The sequence below is a fragment of the Pseudomonas sp. P4_C1 genome (assembly GCF_056402155.1).
Genome location: NZ_JBFUHY010000025.1, coordinates 1 through 17,838, shown reverse-complemented (window position 1 = coordinate 17,838; position 17,838 = coordinate 1). Strand labels below are relative to the sequence as shown.

Annotated in this window: 19 protein-coding genes; 12 read left to right on the top strand and 7 right to left on the bottom strand. The window is 60.5% G+C overall.

The features are described 5' to 3' along the window. Nucleotides 1–7 precede the first annotated feature (7 nt). Nucleotides 8–916 carry an acetaldehyde dehydrogenase (acetylating) gene (locus AC1DU9_RS16035; RefSeq protein ID WP_223462636.1) on the top strand — a complete coding sequence of 303 codons (909 nt, stop codon included), beginning with the start codon at nt 8–10 and terminating at the stop codon, nt 914–916. A gap of 12 nt (nt 917–928) precedes the next feature. Continuing rightward, the gene (gene dmpG, locus AC1DU9_RS16030; protein ID WP_477810464.1) at nt 929–1,963 is read left to right on the top strand and encodes a 4-hydroxy-2-oxovalerate aldolase; all 1,035 of its coding nucleotides are present in this window, start codon (nt 929–931) and stop codon (nt 1,961–1,963) included. Between the two features lie 63 nt (nt 1,964–2,026). On the opposite strand, the gene AC1DU9_RS16025 is transcribed toward dmpG, so the two are convergent. Continuing rightward, on the bottom strand, nt 2,027–2,194 hold the full coding sequence (locus AC1DU9_RS16025) for a hypothetical protein (RefSeq protein ID WP_223462638.1): 168 nt from the start codon (nt 2,192–2,194) through the stop codon (nt 2,027–2,029). Between the two features lie 304 nt (nt 2,195–2,498). Here AC1DU9_RS16025 and AC1DU9_RS16020 point away from each other — a divergent pair, with 304 nt between their 5' ends. Together AC1DU9_RS16020 and sthA are read left to right on the top strand one after the other, a co-directional pair. Beyond that, nucleotides 2,499–3,521: an FAD:protein FMN transferase gene (locus AC1DU9_RS16020; RefSeq protein ID WP_477810463.1), complete on the top strand. Its 1,023-nt coding sequence runs from the start codon at nt 2,499–2,501 to the stop codon at nt 3,519–3,521. 207 nt (nt 3,522–3,728) lie between these two features. Beyond that, entirely contained in the window at nt 3,729–5,123 is a 1,395-nt protein-coding gene (gene sthA / locus AC1DU9_RS16015; RefSeq protein ID WP_223462640.1) for a Si-specific NAD(P)(+) transhydrogenase, read from the top strand. A 42-nt stretch (nt 5,124–5,165) separates the two neighbouring features. On the opposite strand, the gene AC1DU9_RS16010 is transcribed toward sthA, so the two are convergent. Both AC1DU9_RS16010 and AC1DU9_RS16005 read right to left on the bottom strand, forming a co-directional pair. After that, nucleotides 5,166–5,888, bottom strand: a complete 723-nt coding sequence (locus tag AC1DU9_RS16010; protein WP_223462641.1) for a glycerophosphodiester phosphodiesterase — start codon at nt 5,886–5,888, stop codon at nt 5,166–5,168. A gap of 14 nt (nt 5,889–5,902) precedes the next feature. Continuing rightward, nucleotides 5,903–6,484, bottom strand: coding sequence for a PilZ domain-containing protein (locus tag AC1DU9_RS16005; RefSeq protein WP_223462642.1), 582 nt, complete (start codon nt 6,482–6,484; stop codon nt 5,903–5,905). A gap of 94 nt (nt 6,485–6,578) precedes the next feature. Here AC1DU9_RS16005 and AC1DU9_RS16000 point away from each other — a divergent pair, with 94 nt between their 5' ends. The 3 genes from AC1DU9_RS16000 to AC1DU9_RS15990 all read left to right on the top strand — a co-directional run bounded on the left by AC1DU9_RS16000 (nt 6,579) and on the right by AC1DU9_RS15990 (nt 9,828). Next, on the top strand, nt 6,579–7,829 hold the full coding sequence (locus tag AC1DU9_RS16000) for a lipoprotein-releasing ABC transporter permease subunit (protein WP_223462643.1): 1,251 nt from the start codon (nt 6,579–6,581) through the stop codon (nt 7,827–7,829). A 7-nt stretch (nt 7,830–7,836) separates the two neighbouring features. Further along, complete coding sequence (gene lolD, locus AC1DU9_RS15995; protein WP_177323267.1) at nt 7,837–8,520, top strand: lipoprotein-releasing ABC transporter ATP-binding protein LolD; 684 nt, start codon at nt 7,837–7,839, stop codon at nt 8,518–8,520. A gap of 63 nt (nt 8,521–8,583) precedes the next feature. Next, on the top strand, nt 8,584–9,828 hold the full coding sequence (locus tag AC1DU9_RS15990; RefSeq protein ID WP_477810462.1) for a lipoprotein-releasing ABC transporter permease subunit: 1,245 nt from the start codon (nt 8,584–8,586) through the stop codon (nt 9,826–9,828). 138 nt (nt 9,829–9,966) lie between these two features. Here AC1DU9_RS15990 and AC1DU9_RS15985 read toward each other — a convergent pair whose 3' ends face one another. Together AC1DU9_RS15985 and AC1DU9_RS15980 are read right to left on the bottom strand one after the other, a co-directional pair. Continuing rightward, nucleotides 9,967–11,316 carry a heavy metal sensor histidine kinase gene (locus AC1DU9_RS15985; RefSeq protein WP_477810461.1) on the bottom strand — a complete coding sequence of 450 codons (1,350 nt, stop codon included), beginning with the start codon at nt 11,314–11,316 and terminating at the stop codon, nt 9,967–9,969. Continuing rightward, the gene (locus AC1DU9_RS15980; RefSeq protein WP_477810460.1) at nt 11,316–11,996 is read right to left on the bottom strand and encodes a heavy metal response regulator transcription factor; all 681 of its coding nucleotides are present in this window, start codon (nt 11,994–11,996) and stop codon (nt 11,316–11,318) included. Before AC1DU9_RS15980 ends, AC1DU9_RS15985 begins: the two co-directional genes overlap by 1 nt. 155 nt (nt 11,997–12,151) lie before the next feature. Between AC1DU9_RS15980 and copI the strand changes: the two genes are divergently transcribed. Both copI and queF read left to right on the top strand, forming a co-directional pair. After that, nucleotides 12,152–12,688, top strand: a complete 537-nt coding sequence (copI, locus tag AC1DU9_RS15975; RefSeq protein WP_477810459.1) for a copper-resistant cuproprotein CopI — start codon at nt 12,152–12,154, stop codon at nt 12,686–12,688. Between the two features lie 61 nt (nt 12,689–12,749). Then, a complete protein-coding gene (gene queF, locus AC1DU9_RS15970; protein WP_218428821.1) occupies nt 12,750–13,580 on the top strand; it encodes an NADPH-dependent 7-cyano-7-deazaguanine reductase QueF in 831 nt (276 codons plus the stop codon). Nucleotides 13,581–13,754: 174 nt separating this feature from the next. Here the strand turns inward: queF and AC1DU9_RS15965 are convergent, their stop codons facing one another. Both AC1DU9_RS15965 and AC1DU9_RS15960 read right to left on the bottom strand, forming a co-directional pair. Beyond that, nucleotides 13,755–14,018: a DUF4404 family protein gene (locus tag AC1DU9_RS15965; RefSeq protein ID WP_008053327.1), complete on the bottom strand. Its 264-nt coding sequence runs from the start codon at nt 14,016–14,018 to the stop codon at nt 13,755–13,757. 112 nt (nt 14,019–14,130) lie between these two features. Further along, on the bottom strand, nt 14,131–14,751 hold the full coding sequence (locus AC1DU9_RS15960) for an HAD superfamily inactivated hydrolase PcrP (RefSeq protein ID WP_223462648.1): 621 nt from the start codon (nt 14,749–14,751) through the stop codon (nt 14,131–14,133). A gap of 201 nt (nt 14,752–14,952) precedes the next feature. Here AC1DU9_RS15960 and AC1DU9_RS15955 point away from each other — a divergent pair, with 201 nt between their 5' ends. The 3 genes from AC1DU9_RS15955 (at nt 14,953) to rssC (ending at nt 17,697) form a co-directional block, all read left to right on the top strand. Next, a complete protein-coding gene (locus AC1DU9_RS15955; RefSeq protein ID WP_477810458.1) occupies nt 14,953–15,642 on the top strand; it encodes an MlaA family lipoprotein in 690 nt (229 codons plus the stop codon). A gap of 391 nt (nt 15,643–16,033) precedes the next feature. Continuing rightward, nucleotides 16,034–17,215 (top strand): two-component system response regulator RssB, encoded by a 1,182-nt coding sequence (gene rssB, locus AC1DU9_RS15950; RefSeq protein ID WP_223462650.1) that lies wholly within the window; start codon nt 16,034–16,036, stop codon nt 17,213–17,215. Then, entirely contained in the window at nt 17,215–17,697 is a 483-nt protein-coding gene (gene rssC, locus AC1DU9_RS15945; protein WP_223462651.1) for an anti-sigma factor antagonist RssC, read from the top strand. Before rssB ends, rssC begins: the two co-directional genes overlap by 1 nt. Nucleotides 17,698–17,838 lie beyond the last annotated feature (141 nt).

The following is a 17,838-nucleotide window of genomic DNA, read 5'->3' as shown; positions in this document are numbered from 1 at the left end:
TGACCCAATGAGCAAAAAACTCAGAGCGGCCATTATCGGCCCGGGCAACATCGGCACCGATCTGCTGATGAAAATGTGCCGATCGCAATGGATCGAGCCGGTGTGGATGGTGGGTGTCGACCCCGAATCCGAGGGCCTGAAACGTGCCCGGGAAATGGGCATCAAAACCACCGCCGGCGGCGTCGACGGCTTGCTGCCCCACGTCCTCGACGATGACATCCGTATCGCCTTCGATGCCACCTCGGCCTACGTGCATGCGCAAAACAGCCGCAAGCTCAACGAGCTGGGGGTGATCATGATCGACCTCACGCCAGCGGCCATCGGCCCGTTCTGCGTGCCGCCGGTCAACCTCAAGGAGCACGCGTCGAGCCTGGCGATGAACGTCAACATGGTCACCTGCGGTGGCCAGGCGACCATCCCGATGGTGGCGGCGGTGTCCCGGGTGCAACCGGTGAGCTACGGCGAAATCGTCGCGACGGTGTCCTCCGGTTCGGTCGGCCCGGGCACACGACAGAACATCGACGAATTCACCCGCACCACCGCCGGTGCGGTGGAGAAGATCGGCGGCGCCCGACGCGGCAAGGCGATCATCGTGATCAACCCGGCCGAGCCGCCGCTGATGATGCGCGACACCATCCACTGCCTGACCGATGACGAGCCGAATCAGGATGCGATCCGCACTTCGGTGCTGGAGATGGTCCGCGAAGTGCAGCGCTATGTGCCCGGCTACAAGCTGATCAACGGGCCGGTGTTCGACGGGCGCAAGGTGTCGATTTTCATCGAGGTCGAAGGCCTCGGCGATTTCCTGCCCAAGTCCGCCGGCAACCTCGACATCATGACCGCCGCCGGATTGCGCACAGCCGAGATGTTCGCCGAAGAAGCCCACAAGGGCACCCTGCAACTGCCAGTCCGTTGAGTGGAGATGAGTATGAATTTGCAAAGTAAGAGCGTCCGTCTGCACGACATGAGCCTGCGCGACGGCATGCACGCCAAACAGCACCAGATCAGCATCGAACAAATGGTCTCGGTGGCCACCGGCCTCGATGCTGCGGGTGTGCCGCTGATCGAGATCACCCACGGCGATGGCTTGGGCGGTGCGTCGCTGAACTACGGTTTCCCCGCTCACAGCGACGAGGAATATTTCGCTGCGGTGATCCCGAAGATGAAACAGGCCAAGGTCTCGGCCCTGTTGTTGCCGGGGATCGGTACCCTCGACCACCTGAAAATGGCCCACGAACACGGTGTGTCGACCATTCGTGTCGCCACTCACTGCACCGAGGCGGACGTGTCCGGCCAGCACATCGGCATGTCGGCGAAGATGGGCCTGGATACCGTCGGCTTCCTGATGATGGCGCACATGGTCAGCCCGGAGAAATTGCTGGAGCAGGCGCGCCTGATGGAAAGCTACGGCGCCAACTGCATCTACTGCACCGACTCGGCCGGCTACATGCTGCCCGATGAAGTGACGCAAAAGATCGGTGCTTTGCGTGCCGGCCTGAATGCCGGGACCGAAGTCGGGTTCCACGGCCACCACAATATGGGCATGGCCATCGCCAACTCCCTGGCCGCGATCGAGGCCGGTGCTGCGCGGATCGACGGATCGGTTGCAGGTCTTGGCGCGGGGGCGGGCAATACGCCGCTGGAAGTGTTCGTCGCGGTGCTGGAGCGCATGGGCGTTAACAGTGGAATCGATCTGTACAAGATCATGGACGTGGCCGAAGACCTGGTGGTGCCGATGATGGACCAGCCGATCCGCCTCGACCGCGATGCCCTGACGTTGGGTTATGCCGGGGTCTACAGCTCGTTCCTGCTGTTCGCCAAGCGTGCTGAACAGAAGTACGGGATTGCCGCTCGCGAGCTGCTGGTGGAACTGGGCCGTCGCGGCACGGTGGGAGGGCAGGAAGATATGATCGAGGATCTGGCGCTGACCCTGTCACGGGCCCGAGGGGTTTTGCCAACCTGATCCTTGAAGCAACGAAAAAACCACCGGGATTCGGTGGTTTTTTATGGCTGTTGCAAACAGCACTCAAGGCAGCAGATTGCGCACCACTGGCGGGTAACAGTTGATGGCCATGCTCAAACAGCTGAAGTAGGCCGTGGTCGGTCGGTAGGCTTCATTCTTGAACAGTTGGCACAGGCTGGTGGAAGTACCCGCACAGAGGATGATGAACAGAGCACAAGTGGATTTGCGCATGGTGGCTCTCGACACGGTTTTATTGTTGTAGAAACAGGTTATGGCGGCGGTTCGCGAGTGGCTTCGTCCGAATGGACTAGCCGATCGATTTGAAACTGTCCCTTCACTTGTGGGTGCTCCCGGGACCTGTGCCTGGCTGCAATCCCCTGTGGGAGCGAGCTTGCTCGCGATAGCGGTCTGACAGAAATATCAATGTTGAATGTGATGGCCTCATCGTCGGAACGCCGCCCGGAGCAAGCTCGCTCCCACAGTTTCTATCGCATAATGGCGAGCCTCGATGGTGTGTCAGGGTGTTCTTCAGGGGATGCAGGATTTGTTGATCTGGCGGACATGGTGCTTTGTGTTGATCGTCCTGTTGTCTGGCTGCGGCAGCAGTGACCCCCTCGAAACCTTCGGCGGCCCGACCATGGGCAGCACTTATTCGATCAAGTATGTGCGCCATGCCGGCCTGCCGGCGCCGGACGTGGTCCGCGCCCAGGTTGAGCAGATCCTCGCTGACATTGATCGGCAAATGTCGACCTACCGCAGCGACTCGGACATCGAGCGCTTCAATGCATTACCGGCCAACCGCTGTCAGGCAATGCCGGCGTCGATTCTCGAATTGGTCCGCGTGGGCGAGCGACTGTCAGTGCAAAGCGACGGTTCCTACGACCTGACGGTGGAGCCGCTGCTGAACCTCTGGGGATTTGGTCCGCAGGCTCGCGGGGAAAAAGTCCCGACCGCCGGAGCGCTCGCCGAAGCCCGCCAGCGCGTCGGCCATGAACACTTGCGTATCGATGGCGACCAGTTGTGCAAGGATGCCCCCGTCGAGGTCGACTTCAACAGCATCGCCGCCGGTTATGCGGTGGACACGATTGCCGCAAGACTCGAGGTGATGGGCATCCATGACTACCTCGCCGAGGCCACGGGCGAACTCAAGGCGTCCGGCAGGAAGGCCGACGGCTCGCCATGGCGCATCGCCCTGGAAGAGCCGCGGGATGATCGGCAGGTGGCCGAGCGCGTCATTGTCGTCGACGGCTATGGCCTGTCCACCTCCGGCGACTATCGTAATTACTTCGAGCAGGACGGCCAGCGTTTTTCCCACACCTTCGATGCGCGCACCGGTACGCCGGTCTCACATAACCTGGCATCGGTCACGGTGATTCATCCTTCGGCGTTGATGGCCGATGGCTTATCGACGCTGTTGTTGATACTTGGCCCGGAGCGCGGTTGGGACTACGCAGAAAAACACGATATCGGCGCATTTTTTGTGATTCGTGCCGATACAGGTTTCGTCACACGCAGCAATCACGCTTTTGAGCGCATCAATGGCAAAAAAACCGAATGATTTCGGCGATTCGAGCATTGAAAACTGGCGTTGTAGTGCAGGCAAAAGTAGCCTACGACGCGACCAAGGGTTAATGTGCGCGGCGTTGACGCTTCTATAGACTGTGTCCGGGTTCTGCACTGGCCCCAAATTGTTCCTTCATGCCACGCATTGGCGTGATTTAGCCGCAGGCGCCGAGGGTGCCGCGGCCTGTTCTGAGGAGTACGCATGGCTGTCTACAACTACGACGTGGTGGTGCTGGGTTCCGGCCCGGCGGGGGAAGGCGCGGCAATGAACGCCGCCAAGGCAGGGCGCAAGGTCGCGATGGTCGATAGCCGTCGCCAGGTCGGCGGCAACTGCACTCACTTGGGCACCATCCCGTCCAAGGCACTGCGTCACTCGGTGCGGCAGATCATGCAGTTCAACACCAACACGATGTTCCGGGCCATTGGTGAGCCGCGCTGGTTCTCCTTCCCGGACGTGTTGAAAAGCGCCGAGAAAGTCATTTCCAAACAAGTCGCTTCGCGTACCGGCTACTACGCCCGTAACCGCGTCGACGTGTTCTTCGGCACCGGCAGCTTCGCCGACGAGCAAACCATCGAAGTGGTCTGCGCCAACGGCGTGGTCGAAAAACTGGTGGCCAAGCACATCATCATCGCCACCGGTTCGCGTCCTTATCGCCCGGCGGACATCGATTTCCACCACCCGCGTATCTACGATAGCGACACCATCCTCAGCCTCGGCCACACCCCGCGCAAACTCATCGTCTACGGCGCCGGCGTGATCGGTTGCGAATATGCCTCGATCTTCAGCGGTCTGGGGGTATTGGTTGAATTGGTGGACAACCGTGGTCAGTTGCTGAGCTTCCTCGACTCGGAAATCTCCCAGGCCCTGAGCTACCACTTCAGCAACAACAACATCACGGTTCGCCATAACGAAGACTATGACCGCGTCGAAGGCGTGGACAATGGCGTGATCCTGCACCTCAAGTCCGGCAAGAAGATCAAGGCCGACGCCTTGCTCTGGTGCAACGGTCGTACCGGCAACACCGATCAGCTGGGGCTGGAAAACATCGGCGTGAAGGTCAACAGCCGTGGCCAGATCGAAGTCGACGAGGCGTATCGCACTTGCGTGCCGAACATCTACGGCGCCGGTGACGTGATCGGCTGGCCGAGCCTGGCCAGTGCCGCCCACGACCAGGGCCGTTCGGCCGCTGGCAGCATCGTCGATAACGGCAGCTGGCGTTTCGTGAATGACGTGCCGACCGGCATCTACACCATTCCGGAGATCAGCTCGATCGGCAAGAACGAGCAGGAGCTGACCCAGGCCAAGGTGCCGTATGAAGTCGGCAAGGCGTTCTTCAAGAGCATGGCGCGGGCGCAGATCGCCGGTGAGCCGCAAGGCATGCTGAAAATCCTGTTCCACCGTGAAACCCTGGAAGTGCTGGGCGTTCACTGCTTCGGTTATCAGGCGTCGGAGATCGTGCACATCGGTCAGGCGATCATGAACCAGCCGGGCGAACTGAACACGCTGAAGTACTTCGTCAACACCACGTTTAACTACCCGACCATGGCCGAAGCCTATCGGGTAGCCGCGTACGATGGCCTCAACCGGCTTTTTTGAGCGGCTCCGGCCGGTGGCCTGAGCCGGCCGGGGAGACCGATTTCAGCAATTCTCGAGCGTGGCAGTGGCCAAACCGGGAAAGTCTGTAATCAGGCTGTCAACGCCGAAGTCGGCGAGTCTGCGCATCAGCGCGGGCTCGTTGACGGTCCACACCGACACATGCAGCCCCTGACGCTGCGCCCTTTGCAGGCGTTCCGGCGTGCACAGGGTCCAGTTCAGCGCCAGAATCTCACAGCCATAGCTGGCCGCGACCTTCAGCGGGTCGAGCCAGGCGTACTCGGCCACCAGCCCGCGGGATACGTCCGGCACCAACTCCAGCGCCGCCTTGAGCACTTCACGGGAACTCGAGGTGATGGTCACCTTGTCCATCAGGCCATGGCGCTGCACCATTTCGCGAATTGCCAGCACGGTGGTTGCGGCACGCATCCGTGATGCGCTTTTGACTTCCAGCTGCCAGTGATCGAAGTCGCACTTCTCGAACAGTTCTTCCAGCGTCGGAATCGGGCACGGCTTCACCCAGCCCGGGCCGCCCTTGCGTGCGTCATAGGTCACAAGCTCAGCCGCCGTGTGTTCGACGACCTTGCCGCGACGGTCGGTGGTGCGTTTGAGGGTCGGGTCGTGGATGACCATCAGTTCGCCATCCATGGACAGGTGCAGGTCCAGTTCGCAGCGACGCACGCCGTGCTTGAGACATTCCTGAAAGCTGGTCAGGGTGTTTTCCGGTGCTTCGCCCTTGGCGCCGCGATGGCCGTAGATGAGGGTCACGGTTCTTCCTTAAATTAATTGCCTGATTCGAGTTGTTCGCGGGCCAGTCGTCGTTCCTGGGCCTGCTTTTGCAAGATGTGGCGGGCCAGCAGTTGGCGTTGGGCGTCGGTCAGGTGTTCGAACTCGGTGCCAACGTCATAGCCATCGCCCTTGCGGTCGCAATGGGTGACGCGAGCGCGCAGCAGCAGGCCCAGGGCCTGCGGCATCAGCACCAGCTTGACCGACAGGCGTGCGCCGGCGGCGATGGGCGCTGGATGCTGAAAGTCGATGCCGCCTTCGGAAATGATCACCGGCCGCGGTTCGCCGATCTGCCCGAGCACTGTCAGGGCGACGACCTGACTCAGCAAATCGATGCGTTTGTTCTGGGATTTGAGGAATGCGGCGGTCGTGCGGTCGCGTTCACTGATCTGGCGCAACAGGTGTTGCGACTCGAATTCGCTCAGGTGCAGCTCGCTGAGCAAGTTGAAGAGTGGGGAAGCATCCTGCAACACTTCCTGGCCTGTGGCTTCAGCAGCGGACAGGGGCCGAATTTCCAGTGCGATCGTGTCCTCGATACGGTAGTATTCGCGGCGATCTTCTTCATCTAATGTCGACATGGCGAACCCATGGTAGCGGCGGTGGTCTGAGTGTAAAGCTGGTTATCGACCCCCGCCACAAGGACGTTCCTTTTCCCTCCGAACAAGCCCCGACATGTTCAGACCTCTCTTCGTATTTATCGGCACGCGTTACACCCGTGCAAAGCGTCGCAATCATTTTGTGTCATTCATTTCCCTGACTTCGATGATCGGGCTCGCCCTTGGCGTGGTCGTGATGATCGTGGTGCTGTCGGTGATGAACGGCTTCGATCATGAGATGCGCACCCGCGTGCTGGGCATGGTGCCCCACGCGACCATCGAGTCCGGCGAGCCGATCAGCGATTGGCAAAGCCTGGCGGCCAAGGTCAAGCAGAACCCGCAGGTGGCGGCCGTGGCGCCGTTTACGCAAATGCAGGGCTTGCTGACCAATAACGGCAAGGTCTCGAAAGTGCTGCTCAATGCCATCGACCCGGCGCAAGAGCGCCAGGTGTCGATCATTGATCACTTCATGACCCAGGGAAAACTCGACGACCTGGTGCCGGGCGAGTTCGGCATCGTCATCGGCGACAAGGCCGCGGCCAAGCTCGGTGCCGCGATCGGCGACAAGCTGACGTTCGTGGCACCGGAAGTCACCGTGACCCCGGCCGGGATGTTCCCGCGCATGAAGCGCTTTACCGTGGTCGGCATCTTCCATGTCGGTGCCGGTGAGCTCGATGGCTATCTGGGCGTCACCAACCTGCAGGATCTGGCCCGGCTGCACCGCTGGAAGCCGGATCAGGTCCAGGGCCTGCGCCTGAAGTTCGACGATCTGTTCCAGGCACCGCGCACTGCGTGGAGCATCGCCCGCGATCTCGGTGAAGACCGCTACTACGCCCGCGACTGGACCCGCACCCACGGCAACCTGTACCAGGCGATCCGCATGGAAAAAGCCATGATCGGCCTGTTGCTGCTGCTGATCGTTGCCGTCGCGGCGTTCAACATCATTTCCACGCTGGTGATGGTGGTGAACGACAAGAAGGGCGACATCGCGATCCTGCGCACGCTGGGCGCCACGCCGGGCACGATCATGCGCACGTTCATGGTGCAAGGCACGGTGATTGGTGTGGTCGGTACCGCGATCGGCGCGGTGGTCGGGATCTTCGCCGCGCTGAATGTCAGTGCCGCGATCTCGGCCCTCGAAGGATTGATCGGGCACAAGTTCCTCAACGCCGACGTGTATTTCATCGATTACCTGCCATCGCAAGTGCAGAGCCAGGACGTGGTGATGGTCTGCTCTGCGGCGTTGGTCCTGAGTTTCCTCGCCACCCTGTATCCAGCCTGGCGTGCCGCGCGCACCCAGCCTGCGGAGGCGCTACGTTATGAGTGAGTCGGGCATGAGTGATAAAGCAATCTTGAGCTGCCGCAGCCTGGGCAAGTCCTACGAGGAAGGCCCGGAATCGGTGGAAGTGTTGGCCGGCCTGCAACTGGAGTTGCACCCGGGCGAGCGCGTGGCGATTGTCGGCAAGTCGGGCTCGGGCAAAAGTACCTTGCTCAACCTGTTGGGTGGCCTCGATACGCCGACCAAGGGCAGCGTCTGGCTCGACGGCGAGGAACTGTCGGCGCTGAGCGAGAAGAAACGCGGCCTGCTGCGTAATCGCGCCCTCGGCTTCGTGTATCAGTTCCACCATCTGCTGCCGGAATTCACTGCGCTGGAAAACGTCTGCATGCCGCTGCTGATCGGCAAGACCGCGATCCCGGAGGCGCGTCAGCGTGCCACGGCGTTGCTGGAGCGGGTAGGGCTGGGCCATCGCCTGGAGCACAAACCGGCCGAATTGTCCGGTGGTGAGCGTCAGCGTGTGGCCATCGCCCGCGCCCTGGTGAACACACCGGGCCTGGTGATGCTCGACGAGCCGACCGGCAACCTCGACTCCCACACCGCGCAAGGTATTCAGGATTTGATGCTGGAACTCAGCACCTCGATGCGCACGGCGTTCCTGGTGGTGACCCACGACATGAACCTGGCCCGCCAGATGGACCGCGTCCTGCACCTGCAGGAAGGCTGTCTCACTCCCATCTGATTGGCTGAAACCCGATGCCTGAAAGGGCGTCGGGTCTTTTATTTCTATACGGTGCCCCAGCGAATGTTCAGACCGTTATCGATCTTTATCGGCACGCGCTATACCCGCGCCAAGCGCCGCAATCGCTTTGTTTCCTTCATCTCGATGACGTCGATGATCGGCCTCGCCCTCGGCGTGCTGGCGATGATCGTGGTGCTGTCGGTGATGAACGGCTTCCAGCGCGAAATGAGCTCGCGCATCCTCGGCATGGTGCCGCACGCCACCATCGTCGGCGTCAACCCGATTGATGACTGGAAACCCGTGGCAGCGGCCGCGATGAAAAACCCGGAAGTGACGGCGGCGGTGCCGTTCACCGAGATGGAAGGCATGCTGTCCTACAAGGGCACGATGCAGCCAATCCAGGTCAGTGGTGTCGATCCGGCGCTGGAAGGCCAGGTGTCGATCGTCGCCAAGCACATCGTCCAGGGCAGTCTCGAAGCCCTGAAGCCGGGCGAATTCGGTGTGGTGATCGGCGAGATCACGGCGCGCCGCTTTCGCTTGAACGTCGGCGACAAGATCACCCTGATCGTGCCGGAAGTCAGCAATGCGCCGGGTGGCATTACCCCGCGCATGCAACGGCTGAATGTGGTCGGTGTGTTCAAGGTCGGCGCCGAACTGGACGGCACCATGGCGCTGATCCACATGGCCGATGCCGCGCAGATGCAGCACTGGGAGCCGAATCAGGTGCAGAGCGTGCGCCTGGCGGTGAAGGACCTGTATGCCGCGCCGCAGGTGTCGAGCGATATCGCCACGGGGCTGGGCGCCACCTACAAGGCTGACGACTGGACCCACACCCAGGGCAGCCTGTTCAGCGCAATGAAAATGGAAAAAACCATGATCGGCCTGCTGTTGCTGATGATCGTCGCGGTGGCGGCGTTCAACATCATCGCGACCCTGATCATGGTGGTGAACGACAAGGGCGCRGACATCGCGATCCTGCGCACCATCGGCGCCACGCCACGGCAGATCATGGCGATCTTCATGGTGCAGGGCACCGTGATCGGCATCGTCGGCACCTTGATTGGCGGTGTGCTGGGGGTGATTGCCGCGCTGAACGTCAGCCAGATCGTGGGCTGGATCGAGCGGGTCAGCGGGCAGCACATCTTCAGTTCAGACGTGTATTTCGTCAGCAACCTGCCGTCCGAGCTGCAAGGCGCGGATGTGGCATTGATCTGCACGGCGGGGTTTGTCATGAGCTTCCTGGCCACGGTTTACCCGGCGTGGCGGGCAGCGAAGATCGAGCCGGCTCACGCTCTGCGGTATTCGTAACCCGTAACACCGCCATCGCGAGCAAGCTCGCTCCCACAGGGGGCTGCGTCGTACACAGACTATGTGAACGCCACAAAACACTGTGGGAGCGAGCTTGCTCCGGGCGGCGTTCCGACGATGAGGCCGGAACTGCCAGCCTCAATCCCCCCTTGGCAACTCGATCACAAACCGCGTCCACCCATTCTCCGATTCACAACGAATCTGCCCGCCATGGGCACGGATGATCGACTGGGTGATCGCCAGTCCCAGTCCCGCGTGTTCGCTACTGCCTTCACGACGCGCAGGATCGGCCCGGTAAAACCGGTCAAAAAGACGCGGCAATAGGTCTTCGGGAATCTGTTGGCCCGTGTTTTCAACGCTCAGGCGCAGTTCTTTTGGCTGATCGACGATTCGCACCCGAACCTCGCCATCGACCGGCGTGAAGCGCAGCGCGTTGTCCAGCAGGTTCGACAACGCCCGCCGCAACATGCTGCGATCACCCTCCATGCGGCCCAGTCCTTCACGGGTGAGCGTGACCCGGGCGTCTTCCGCCAATGGCGCAAAAAACTCCAGCAGCAGATCCGTTTCCTGTCCCAGCTCCAATGGTTCGCGCTTGGGAATCAACAACCCATGGTCAGCCTTGGCCAGATAGAGCATGTCATTGACCAGTTGCGCCATCCATTGCAGTTCTTCGAGGTTGCTGTGCAGGGCCTCGCGATAGTCCTCGAGGGGGCGAGGGCGGGTGAGGGTGACCTGGGTGTGGGTCAGCAGGTTCGACAGTGGCGTGCGCAGTTCATGGGCGATGTCGGCGGAGAAGGCCGAGAGGCGCTGAAATGAGTCGTCGAGGCGTCCGAGCATGGCGTTGAAGTTGTGGGCCATTTCCGCCAGTTCCGGCGGCATGTTTTCTTCAGGCAGCCGCGCGTTCAGCGATTGCGCGGACACGCCGCTGGCGACCGCGCTGATCCGCCGCAGCGGGCGCAAGCCGCTGCGTGCCGCCCAGGCGCCAAGCAGTGCGGTGGCCAGGGCTGACAGGCCGACGGTCAGCCAGATCAAACGCTGCATGCGTTGCAGAAAGTGCTGGTGGTGGGTGATGTCCAGCAGCAGGGTCAGTTGCGGTGACTCGGGTTTGTTCGCGAAAAGCGGTGCATTCAGCACGCGGTAATCCGTGCCTTCATGGCTCACCGTCGACAATCCGGGCCGGCGCGGCAATGCCTGTGGAATGTTGGTCGAGCTGTCATACCAGCGCTGGCCGTCGCTGCCGGTGATTCGCAGGGGCAGGCCAGCCTGCCGACTCAATTCCTCCGCCAGTTTCACTTCGCTGTCACTCGACTGGAAGTCGTGCAAGGCCCGACGCAAGCCAATCAGCTTGCCGTCCAGCAGTTGCTGGTCGAGTTCAATGAAATGCGCCTCGCTGGCGCGGCTGAACAGTACCCCGGCGAACAACGACACCACGGCGGTGCAGGCGGCAAACAACAGCGCCAGGCGGCTGCTCAAGGACAGCCGGCGCATCAGACGGGGCGCTCTTCGAGGACGTAACCCATGCCGCGCACGGTGTGGATCAGTTTGTTGGGGAATTCATCGTCGATCTTCAGGCGCAGGCGACGGATCGCCACCTCAATGACATTGGTGTCGCTGTCGAAATTCATGTCCCAGACCTGGGAGGCAATCAGCGACTTGGGCAGGACTTCACCCTGGCGGCGCAGGAGCATTTCCAGCAGGGCGAATTCCTTGGCGGTCAGGTCGATACGCTGGCCGCTGCGTTCGACCCGGCGACGGATCAGGTCCAGGCGCAAATCGGCCAGTTGCAGGCTGGTCTCCTGGGTTGTGGCGCTGCCGCGACGCAACAGGCTGCGCACTCGCGCCAACAGCTCGGAGAAGGCAAACGGCTTGACCAGATAGTCATCGGCGCCCAGTTCGAGGCCGTGAACCCTGTCCTCCACGGCGTCACGCGCGGTCAGAAAAAGTACCGGCGTGTCCAGGCCAGCGCTGCGCACCGCTTGCAGAATCTGCCAGCCGTCACGACCCGGCAGCATCACATCGAGAATCACCAGGGCATATTCGCCGCTGAGGGCCAATTGCTGGCCGGTGTTGCCGTCGGCCACCAGTTCCGTGTTGAACCCGGCCTCGGCCAGGCCTTGGCGCAGGTAATGGCCGGTTTTCGGTTGGTCTTCGACGATCAGCAGTTTCATGGGTGGCTCTTGGCAGATGGAACGAACGCTTTATACCGTGGACGGCGTTCGTACAGGGCAACCTGACAAAGTTGTAATCTGGCTGTCAGGTTGCGGGCAGTGGCAGCAGTTTAGAGTTTTCCCCATGCTGAGCCTTATCTTGTTGGAGTATGACGATGTTTTTACGCAAATCCGTGGTGCAAATCCTGTGTTTGTTGGCGCTGAGCTCACCGGTGTGGGCGGACGCCGGGCATTCCTACGATTTCGGTCAACCGGCCCCGGCGGCCAAGGCGACCCGCAGCGTCGAGGTGGTCATGGGCGACATGTCCTTCACGCCAAAGGCCATCGACATCAAGGCCGGGGAAACCGTGCGCTTCGTGCTGGTCAATAAAGGCCAGTTGTTGCATGAGTTCAACCTGGGGGATGCGGCGATGCACGCCAGACACCAGCAGGAAATGTTACAGATGCAACAGAGCGGCATGCTGACACCGACCGGCATGAAGGCAATGGACCACGGCAACATGGCTGGCATGGATCACAGCCAAATGGACCAAGGCATGCAGCATGACGACCCCAATAGCGTACTGGTGGAGCCGGGCAAGACCGCCGAGCTGACCTGGACCTTCAGCAAGGCCACCAGCCTCGAGTTTGCCTGCAACATCCCCGGTCATTACCAGGCCGGCATGGTCGGCAAAGTGACTGTCAGTCAGTAAGCACTCAATGGCGGGAGCAAAGGCTGATAGAATCCGCTGATTCTTCAGTCAGGTTTCCGCCATGCATCCCGCAGCCGAACATTCGCCGCTGGGCAAGTCCAGCGAATACATCGCCACCTACACGCCGTCCTTGCTGTTCCCGATCCCGCGCACCGCGAAGTGGGCGGAACTGGGCCTGACGGCGCAAACCCTGCCGTATAAAGGCGTGGATTTCTGGAACTGCTTCGAGCTGTCCTGGCTGCTGCCGTCGGGCAAGCCGGTGGTGGCGATCGGCGAATTCAGCATTCCGGCGGATTCGCCGAACATCATCGAATCGAAGTCGTTCAAGCTGTACCTCAACTCCCTGAACCAGACGCCGTTTGCCGATACCGCGAGCCTTGAGGCGACGTTGGTCAAGGATTTGTCGGCGGCTGCCGGCAAGCCGGTGGGCGTGCGCATTCGCAGTCTCAAGGATGTCGAGAGCGAAGGCGTCGTGGCCTTGCCGGGCGTGTGCATCGACGAACTGGATATCAGCGTCAGCAATTACGAGCATCCGCGGCCGGAACTGCTGCGTTGCGATGATTCGCGCATTGTCGAGGAGAGCGTGCACAGCCATTTGCTCAAGTCCAACTGCCCGGTCACCAGCCAGCCGGACTGGGGCAGCGTGGCGGTGGAGTACCGTGGCGCGGCGCTGGATCACGCGAGCCTGCTCGAGTACATCGTCAGCTTCCGCCAGCATTCGGACTTCCATGAGCAGTGTGTAGAGCGGATCTTCCTCGACCTGCAGCGGTTGCTCAAACCGGAGAAACTGACGGTGTATGCGCGTTATGTGCGGCGGGGCGGGCTGGATATCAACCCGTATCGCAGCACTGAAGAGGTGCAACTGCCGAACCATCGCCTGGTCCGTCAATGAAGATCCAATTGTAGGAGCGAGCCTGCTCGCGATGGCTGAGTGTCAGGCAACATTGATGTTGGATGTGCCGGCCTCATCGCGAGCAGGCTCGCTCCTACAGGGGATTTGCATTGTCAGTCGTAGAAATGAAAAAGCCCTGCTGGCGATAGCAGGGCTTTTTTGCATCAGCAGGGCTCAGATCCCCATGTTGGCCAAGGCCTGCCCGATGTTGCGCAGGGTCCCGGCAAGGGTGGGGTGTTCGAGTTCGAAGCGTTCCACGGCCAGGTTGACGCCGTCAGCGAGGCTGGAATCCTGGGTTTTGGTTTCCAGTTCAAGCTTCAACTCAATCTGCTGCATCAGTTCGTGTAACTCGGCGCGCTCGGCTTCGGACAACGGAGGATTCTGTTCCAATTGCTCGCGCAGGGCATTGAGCTGTTCTTGCAGTTCGCGGGCAGGCATGGCGTTCTTCCTTCTTTAATCGATAGGCACTGGCATAGACCATGACCGAAGGCCAAAGGTCGATGCCTGACCTTTAGATTAATCCACTCGCGCGCAACGTGCATGATCTCGGTCAGGGCTTTTCGCCCTTGAGCCGCCGCAAGCTGATATCGGCCAGGCAGGTGTCGAGTTCACCGAGGTGATCGATCACCGAATGCACGCCAAGACCGAACAGTTGCATCGTCGCCTTGGCGCGTTTGATGTCGCGCCCCTGCGGGGTCAGCGCTTGCCATTCCTGAGGCGTCAATCCGCACAGCGAGCCGCAGGACGCCAGGCCGATGGTCCACAACCCGGCATTGAGCCCCGCTTGCAGCAGGCGGGGTTCGCCGCTCACCAGTACGCAGCCGTCGAGTCGCTCGACGTTCAGGGTCATCAAGGCTTGCCAGCAGGCATTCGGGGCGGGCCATGGGGTATTTGTTGCTAAATGTTGCGATGGCTGGATCCATTCAGGCAACGCAGCGGCCAGGGATTGGCTCAAGGCAGGGGGCAGCTCATCGAGCCAGGCGCAGGGGATTTGCCGGCGCTGCAAGCTGCGCAGGCTATCCAGTGCGCCGGGTGTGGCCTCGGCGTGTTCGGCCGAGTGACTGCCGTGCCGGCGCGTGTATGCGCCGAAATCCACCAGGCAGCCACTGAGGCCGAACAGTACGGCGGTCAGGCTGGGTGCAGTTTGGGGCAAGGCTTCGGCGAGCGGCATGTGGACGTCCCTGAAATAGCCTGAAGGCTAGCGGGCGACGGTGACAGTTGAGTGACATGGACGTGAATCGCTCGCATTTGGCACGATTCCTTCAATGTGGATTTCGTGCAAAGTGCCTTAAACAGCGTTTACGTCTTATACTTGGCAACTTATTGCCCGGGCCACGCGCCCGGGCCAGTACAAACCAAGGAGTTTTTTTCTATGCGCTGGAGCAATCATCTAGCCAGGATTTGTGTGTGCGCCAGTGTGATGCTGGTTCCGTTCGTTGCCCAGGCAGCCACGGAAGAGGATCCTTGGGAAAGCGTCAACCGCCCGATTTACAAGTTCAACGACGTGATCGACACCTACGCACTGAAGCCCCTGGCCCAGGGCTACCAGTACGTGACGCCACAGTTTATCGAAGACGGCGTTCACAACTTCTTCCGCAACATCGGCGATGTGCGCAACCTGGCCAACGATATCCTGCAGGCCAAACCTCGCGCCGCAGGCGTTGATACCGCACGAATCATTTTCAACACCACCTTCGGCTTGCTGGGCGTCATTGATGTCGGCACCAAAATGGGCCTGCAGCGCAATGACGAAGACTTCGGTCAGACGCTGGGTTACTGGGGTGTCGGCAGCGGCCCTTACGTGATGCTGCCATTCCTGGGCCCAAGCACCTTGCGTGACGCACCGTCCAAGTACGTCGACAGCTATACCGGTGCTTATCGTTACGTCAACGACGTACCTGTGCGTAACTCGTTCTTCGCGCTGGACATCATCGATACCCGCGCCAATCTGCTGTCGAGCGAGAAGCTGATCACCGGCGACAAGTACACCTTCATCCGCAATGCGTACTTGCAGAACCGCGAGTTCAAGGTGAAAGACGGTAAGGTTGAAGACGATTTTTGATCTCGACCGGTAAACTGGAAAAGGCGGCCATCAACAGGCCGCCTTTTTTGTCTGCGAAGACCCGCATGCTGATGTAATCGCGCTTTTCACTGTAGTCCCGGCCGGTTTGACTCATGGGTTCGAACCTTCCATTGGGTTACGGATTTGTCTGTTCTTATAACTCTCGGTGATTTGACAAATAAAGACGTCAGGTGACCATCGGCGTGAGCTTGAAACGCCCCGCGGATGGGAGTACCGTCTGCGCCTTAGAAGGGCACCTCTGGTGTACATGTGTGTAGGGCAAATGCTCGAAAACGGTGCGACAGAGAGGCTAGAAAGCGAATCCAGTAGTCAGCGCCGGGCCAAAGTCCCCGCCTGCTACGCCAACCTAATTCTGGCGCCGTTTGCCCACATGCGAAAAACCAGTGCCACGCTGCTGATAATCGATGATGACGAAGTAGTTCGCGCGAGCCTCGCCGCCTATTTGGAAGACAGTGGTTTCAGCGTCTTGCAGGCCAGCAATGGTCAGCAGGGCCTTCAGGTATTCGAGCAAGACAAGCCCGACCTGGTCATCTGCGATCTGCGCATGCCGCAGATGGGCGGACTCGAACTCATCCGCCAGGTCACCGAACTGTCACCGCAAACGCCGGTGATTGTGGTTTCGGGTGCGGGCGTGATGAACGACGCGGTCGAAGCCCTGCGCCTGGGCGCAGCGGACTACCTGATCAAGCCTCTCGAAGATCTGGCCGTGCTCGAGCACTCCGTGCGCCGGGCCCTGGATCGTGCGCGCCTGTTGCTGGAGAACCAGCGCTATCGCGAGAAGCTGGAGAAGGCCAACCGCGAACTCGAAGCCAGCCTGAACCTGCTCCAGGAGGACCAGAACGCCGGTCGCCAGGTGCAGATGAACATGCTGCCGGTCAGCCCCTGGGCCATCAACGAGTTCAAATTTGCTCACCAGATCATCCCGTCGCTGTACCTGTCGGGTGATTTCGTCGACTACTTCCGGGTCGACGAGCGCCGGGTCGCCTTTTACCTGGCGGACGTTTCCGGTCATGGCGCCTCTTCAGCCTTCGTCACCGTGCTGTTGAAGTTCATGACCACGCGCTTGCTGTTCGAATCCAGGCGCAGCGGCACCTTGCCGGAATTCAAGCCTTCAGAGGTTCTTGGTCATATCAACCGGGGCCTGATCAGTTGTAAGCTGGGTAAACACGTCACAATGGTCGGTGGAGTCATCGACGAGGAGACCGGTTTGTTGACCTATAGCATCGGCGGTCATCTGCCGTTGCCAGTGTTGTACACGCCAGACGGTGTTCGTTATCTGGAAGGGCGTGGCCTGCCGGTGGGGCTTTTCAACGAAGCCACCTACGAAGACCACGTGCTGGAACTGCCATCGACGTTCAGCCTGACGCTAATGTCTGATGGCATTCTGGATCTTTTGCCAGAACCCACACTCAAAGAAAAAGAGGCGGCGTTGCCCCAACGGGTCAAGGCTGCGGGCGGCACCCTGGATGGGCTGCGGCAGGTTTTTGGATTGGCCACGCTAGGGGAGATGCCGGATGATATCGCCCTGTTGGTGTTGAGCAGGAATCTTTGATGAGTACTGGTAGAATCCAGTTCGCCGAGCAGGACGGCACCTTCGTCCTCAAGTTCGTCGGTGAAGTTCGCCTGACCCTGTGTTCGGCGTTGGATGCGACTATAGAAAAAATCTTCACCGCGAAGAATTTCAACGCGATCGTGATCGATTTGACCGAAACCCGCAGCATCGACAGCACCACCCTGGGCCTGCTGGCCAAGCTGTCGATCCTGTCGCGGCAACAGGTCGGCCTGCTGCCGACCGTCGTCACCACCCACGAAGACATCACCCGTCTGCTGCAGTCCATGGGCTTCGAGCAGGTGTTCAACATCGTCGACAAGCCGATACCCTGCCCGGAATGCCTGGACGACCTGCCAGACCAGGATCAGTCCGAAGAAGTGGTGCGGATCAAAGTGCTCGAAGCACACAAAATCCTCATGGGCCTGAACGACACCAATCGTGAAGCGTTCCATGATCTGGTGAATGCGCTGGAGCGCAATTGATCCCCTGAAGTGATGTGGGCCTTGTCTGGCCCCATCGCGAGCAAGCTCGCTCCCACAGGTTTTTCGTTCAGCACACGATGTGGGCCTTGTCTGGCCCCATCGCGAGCAAGCTCGCTCCCACAGGTTTTTCGTTCAGCACAC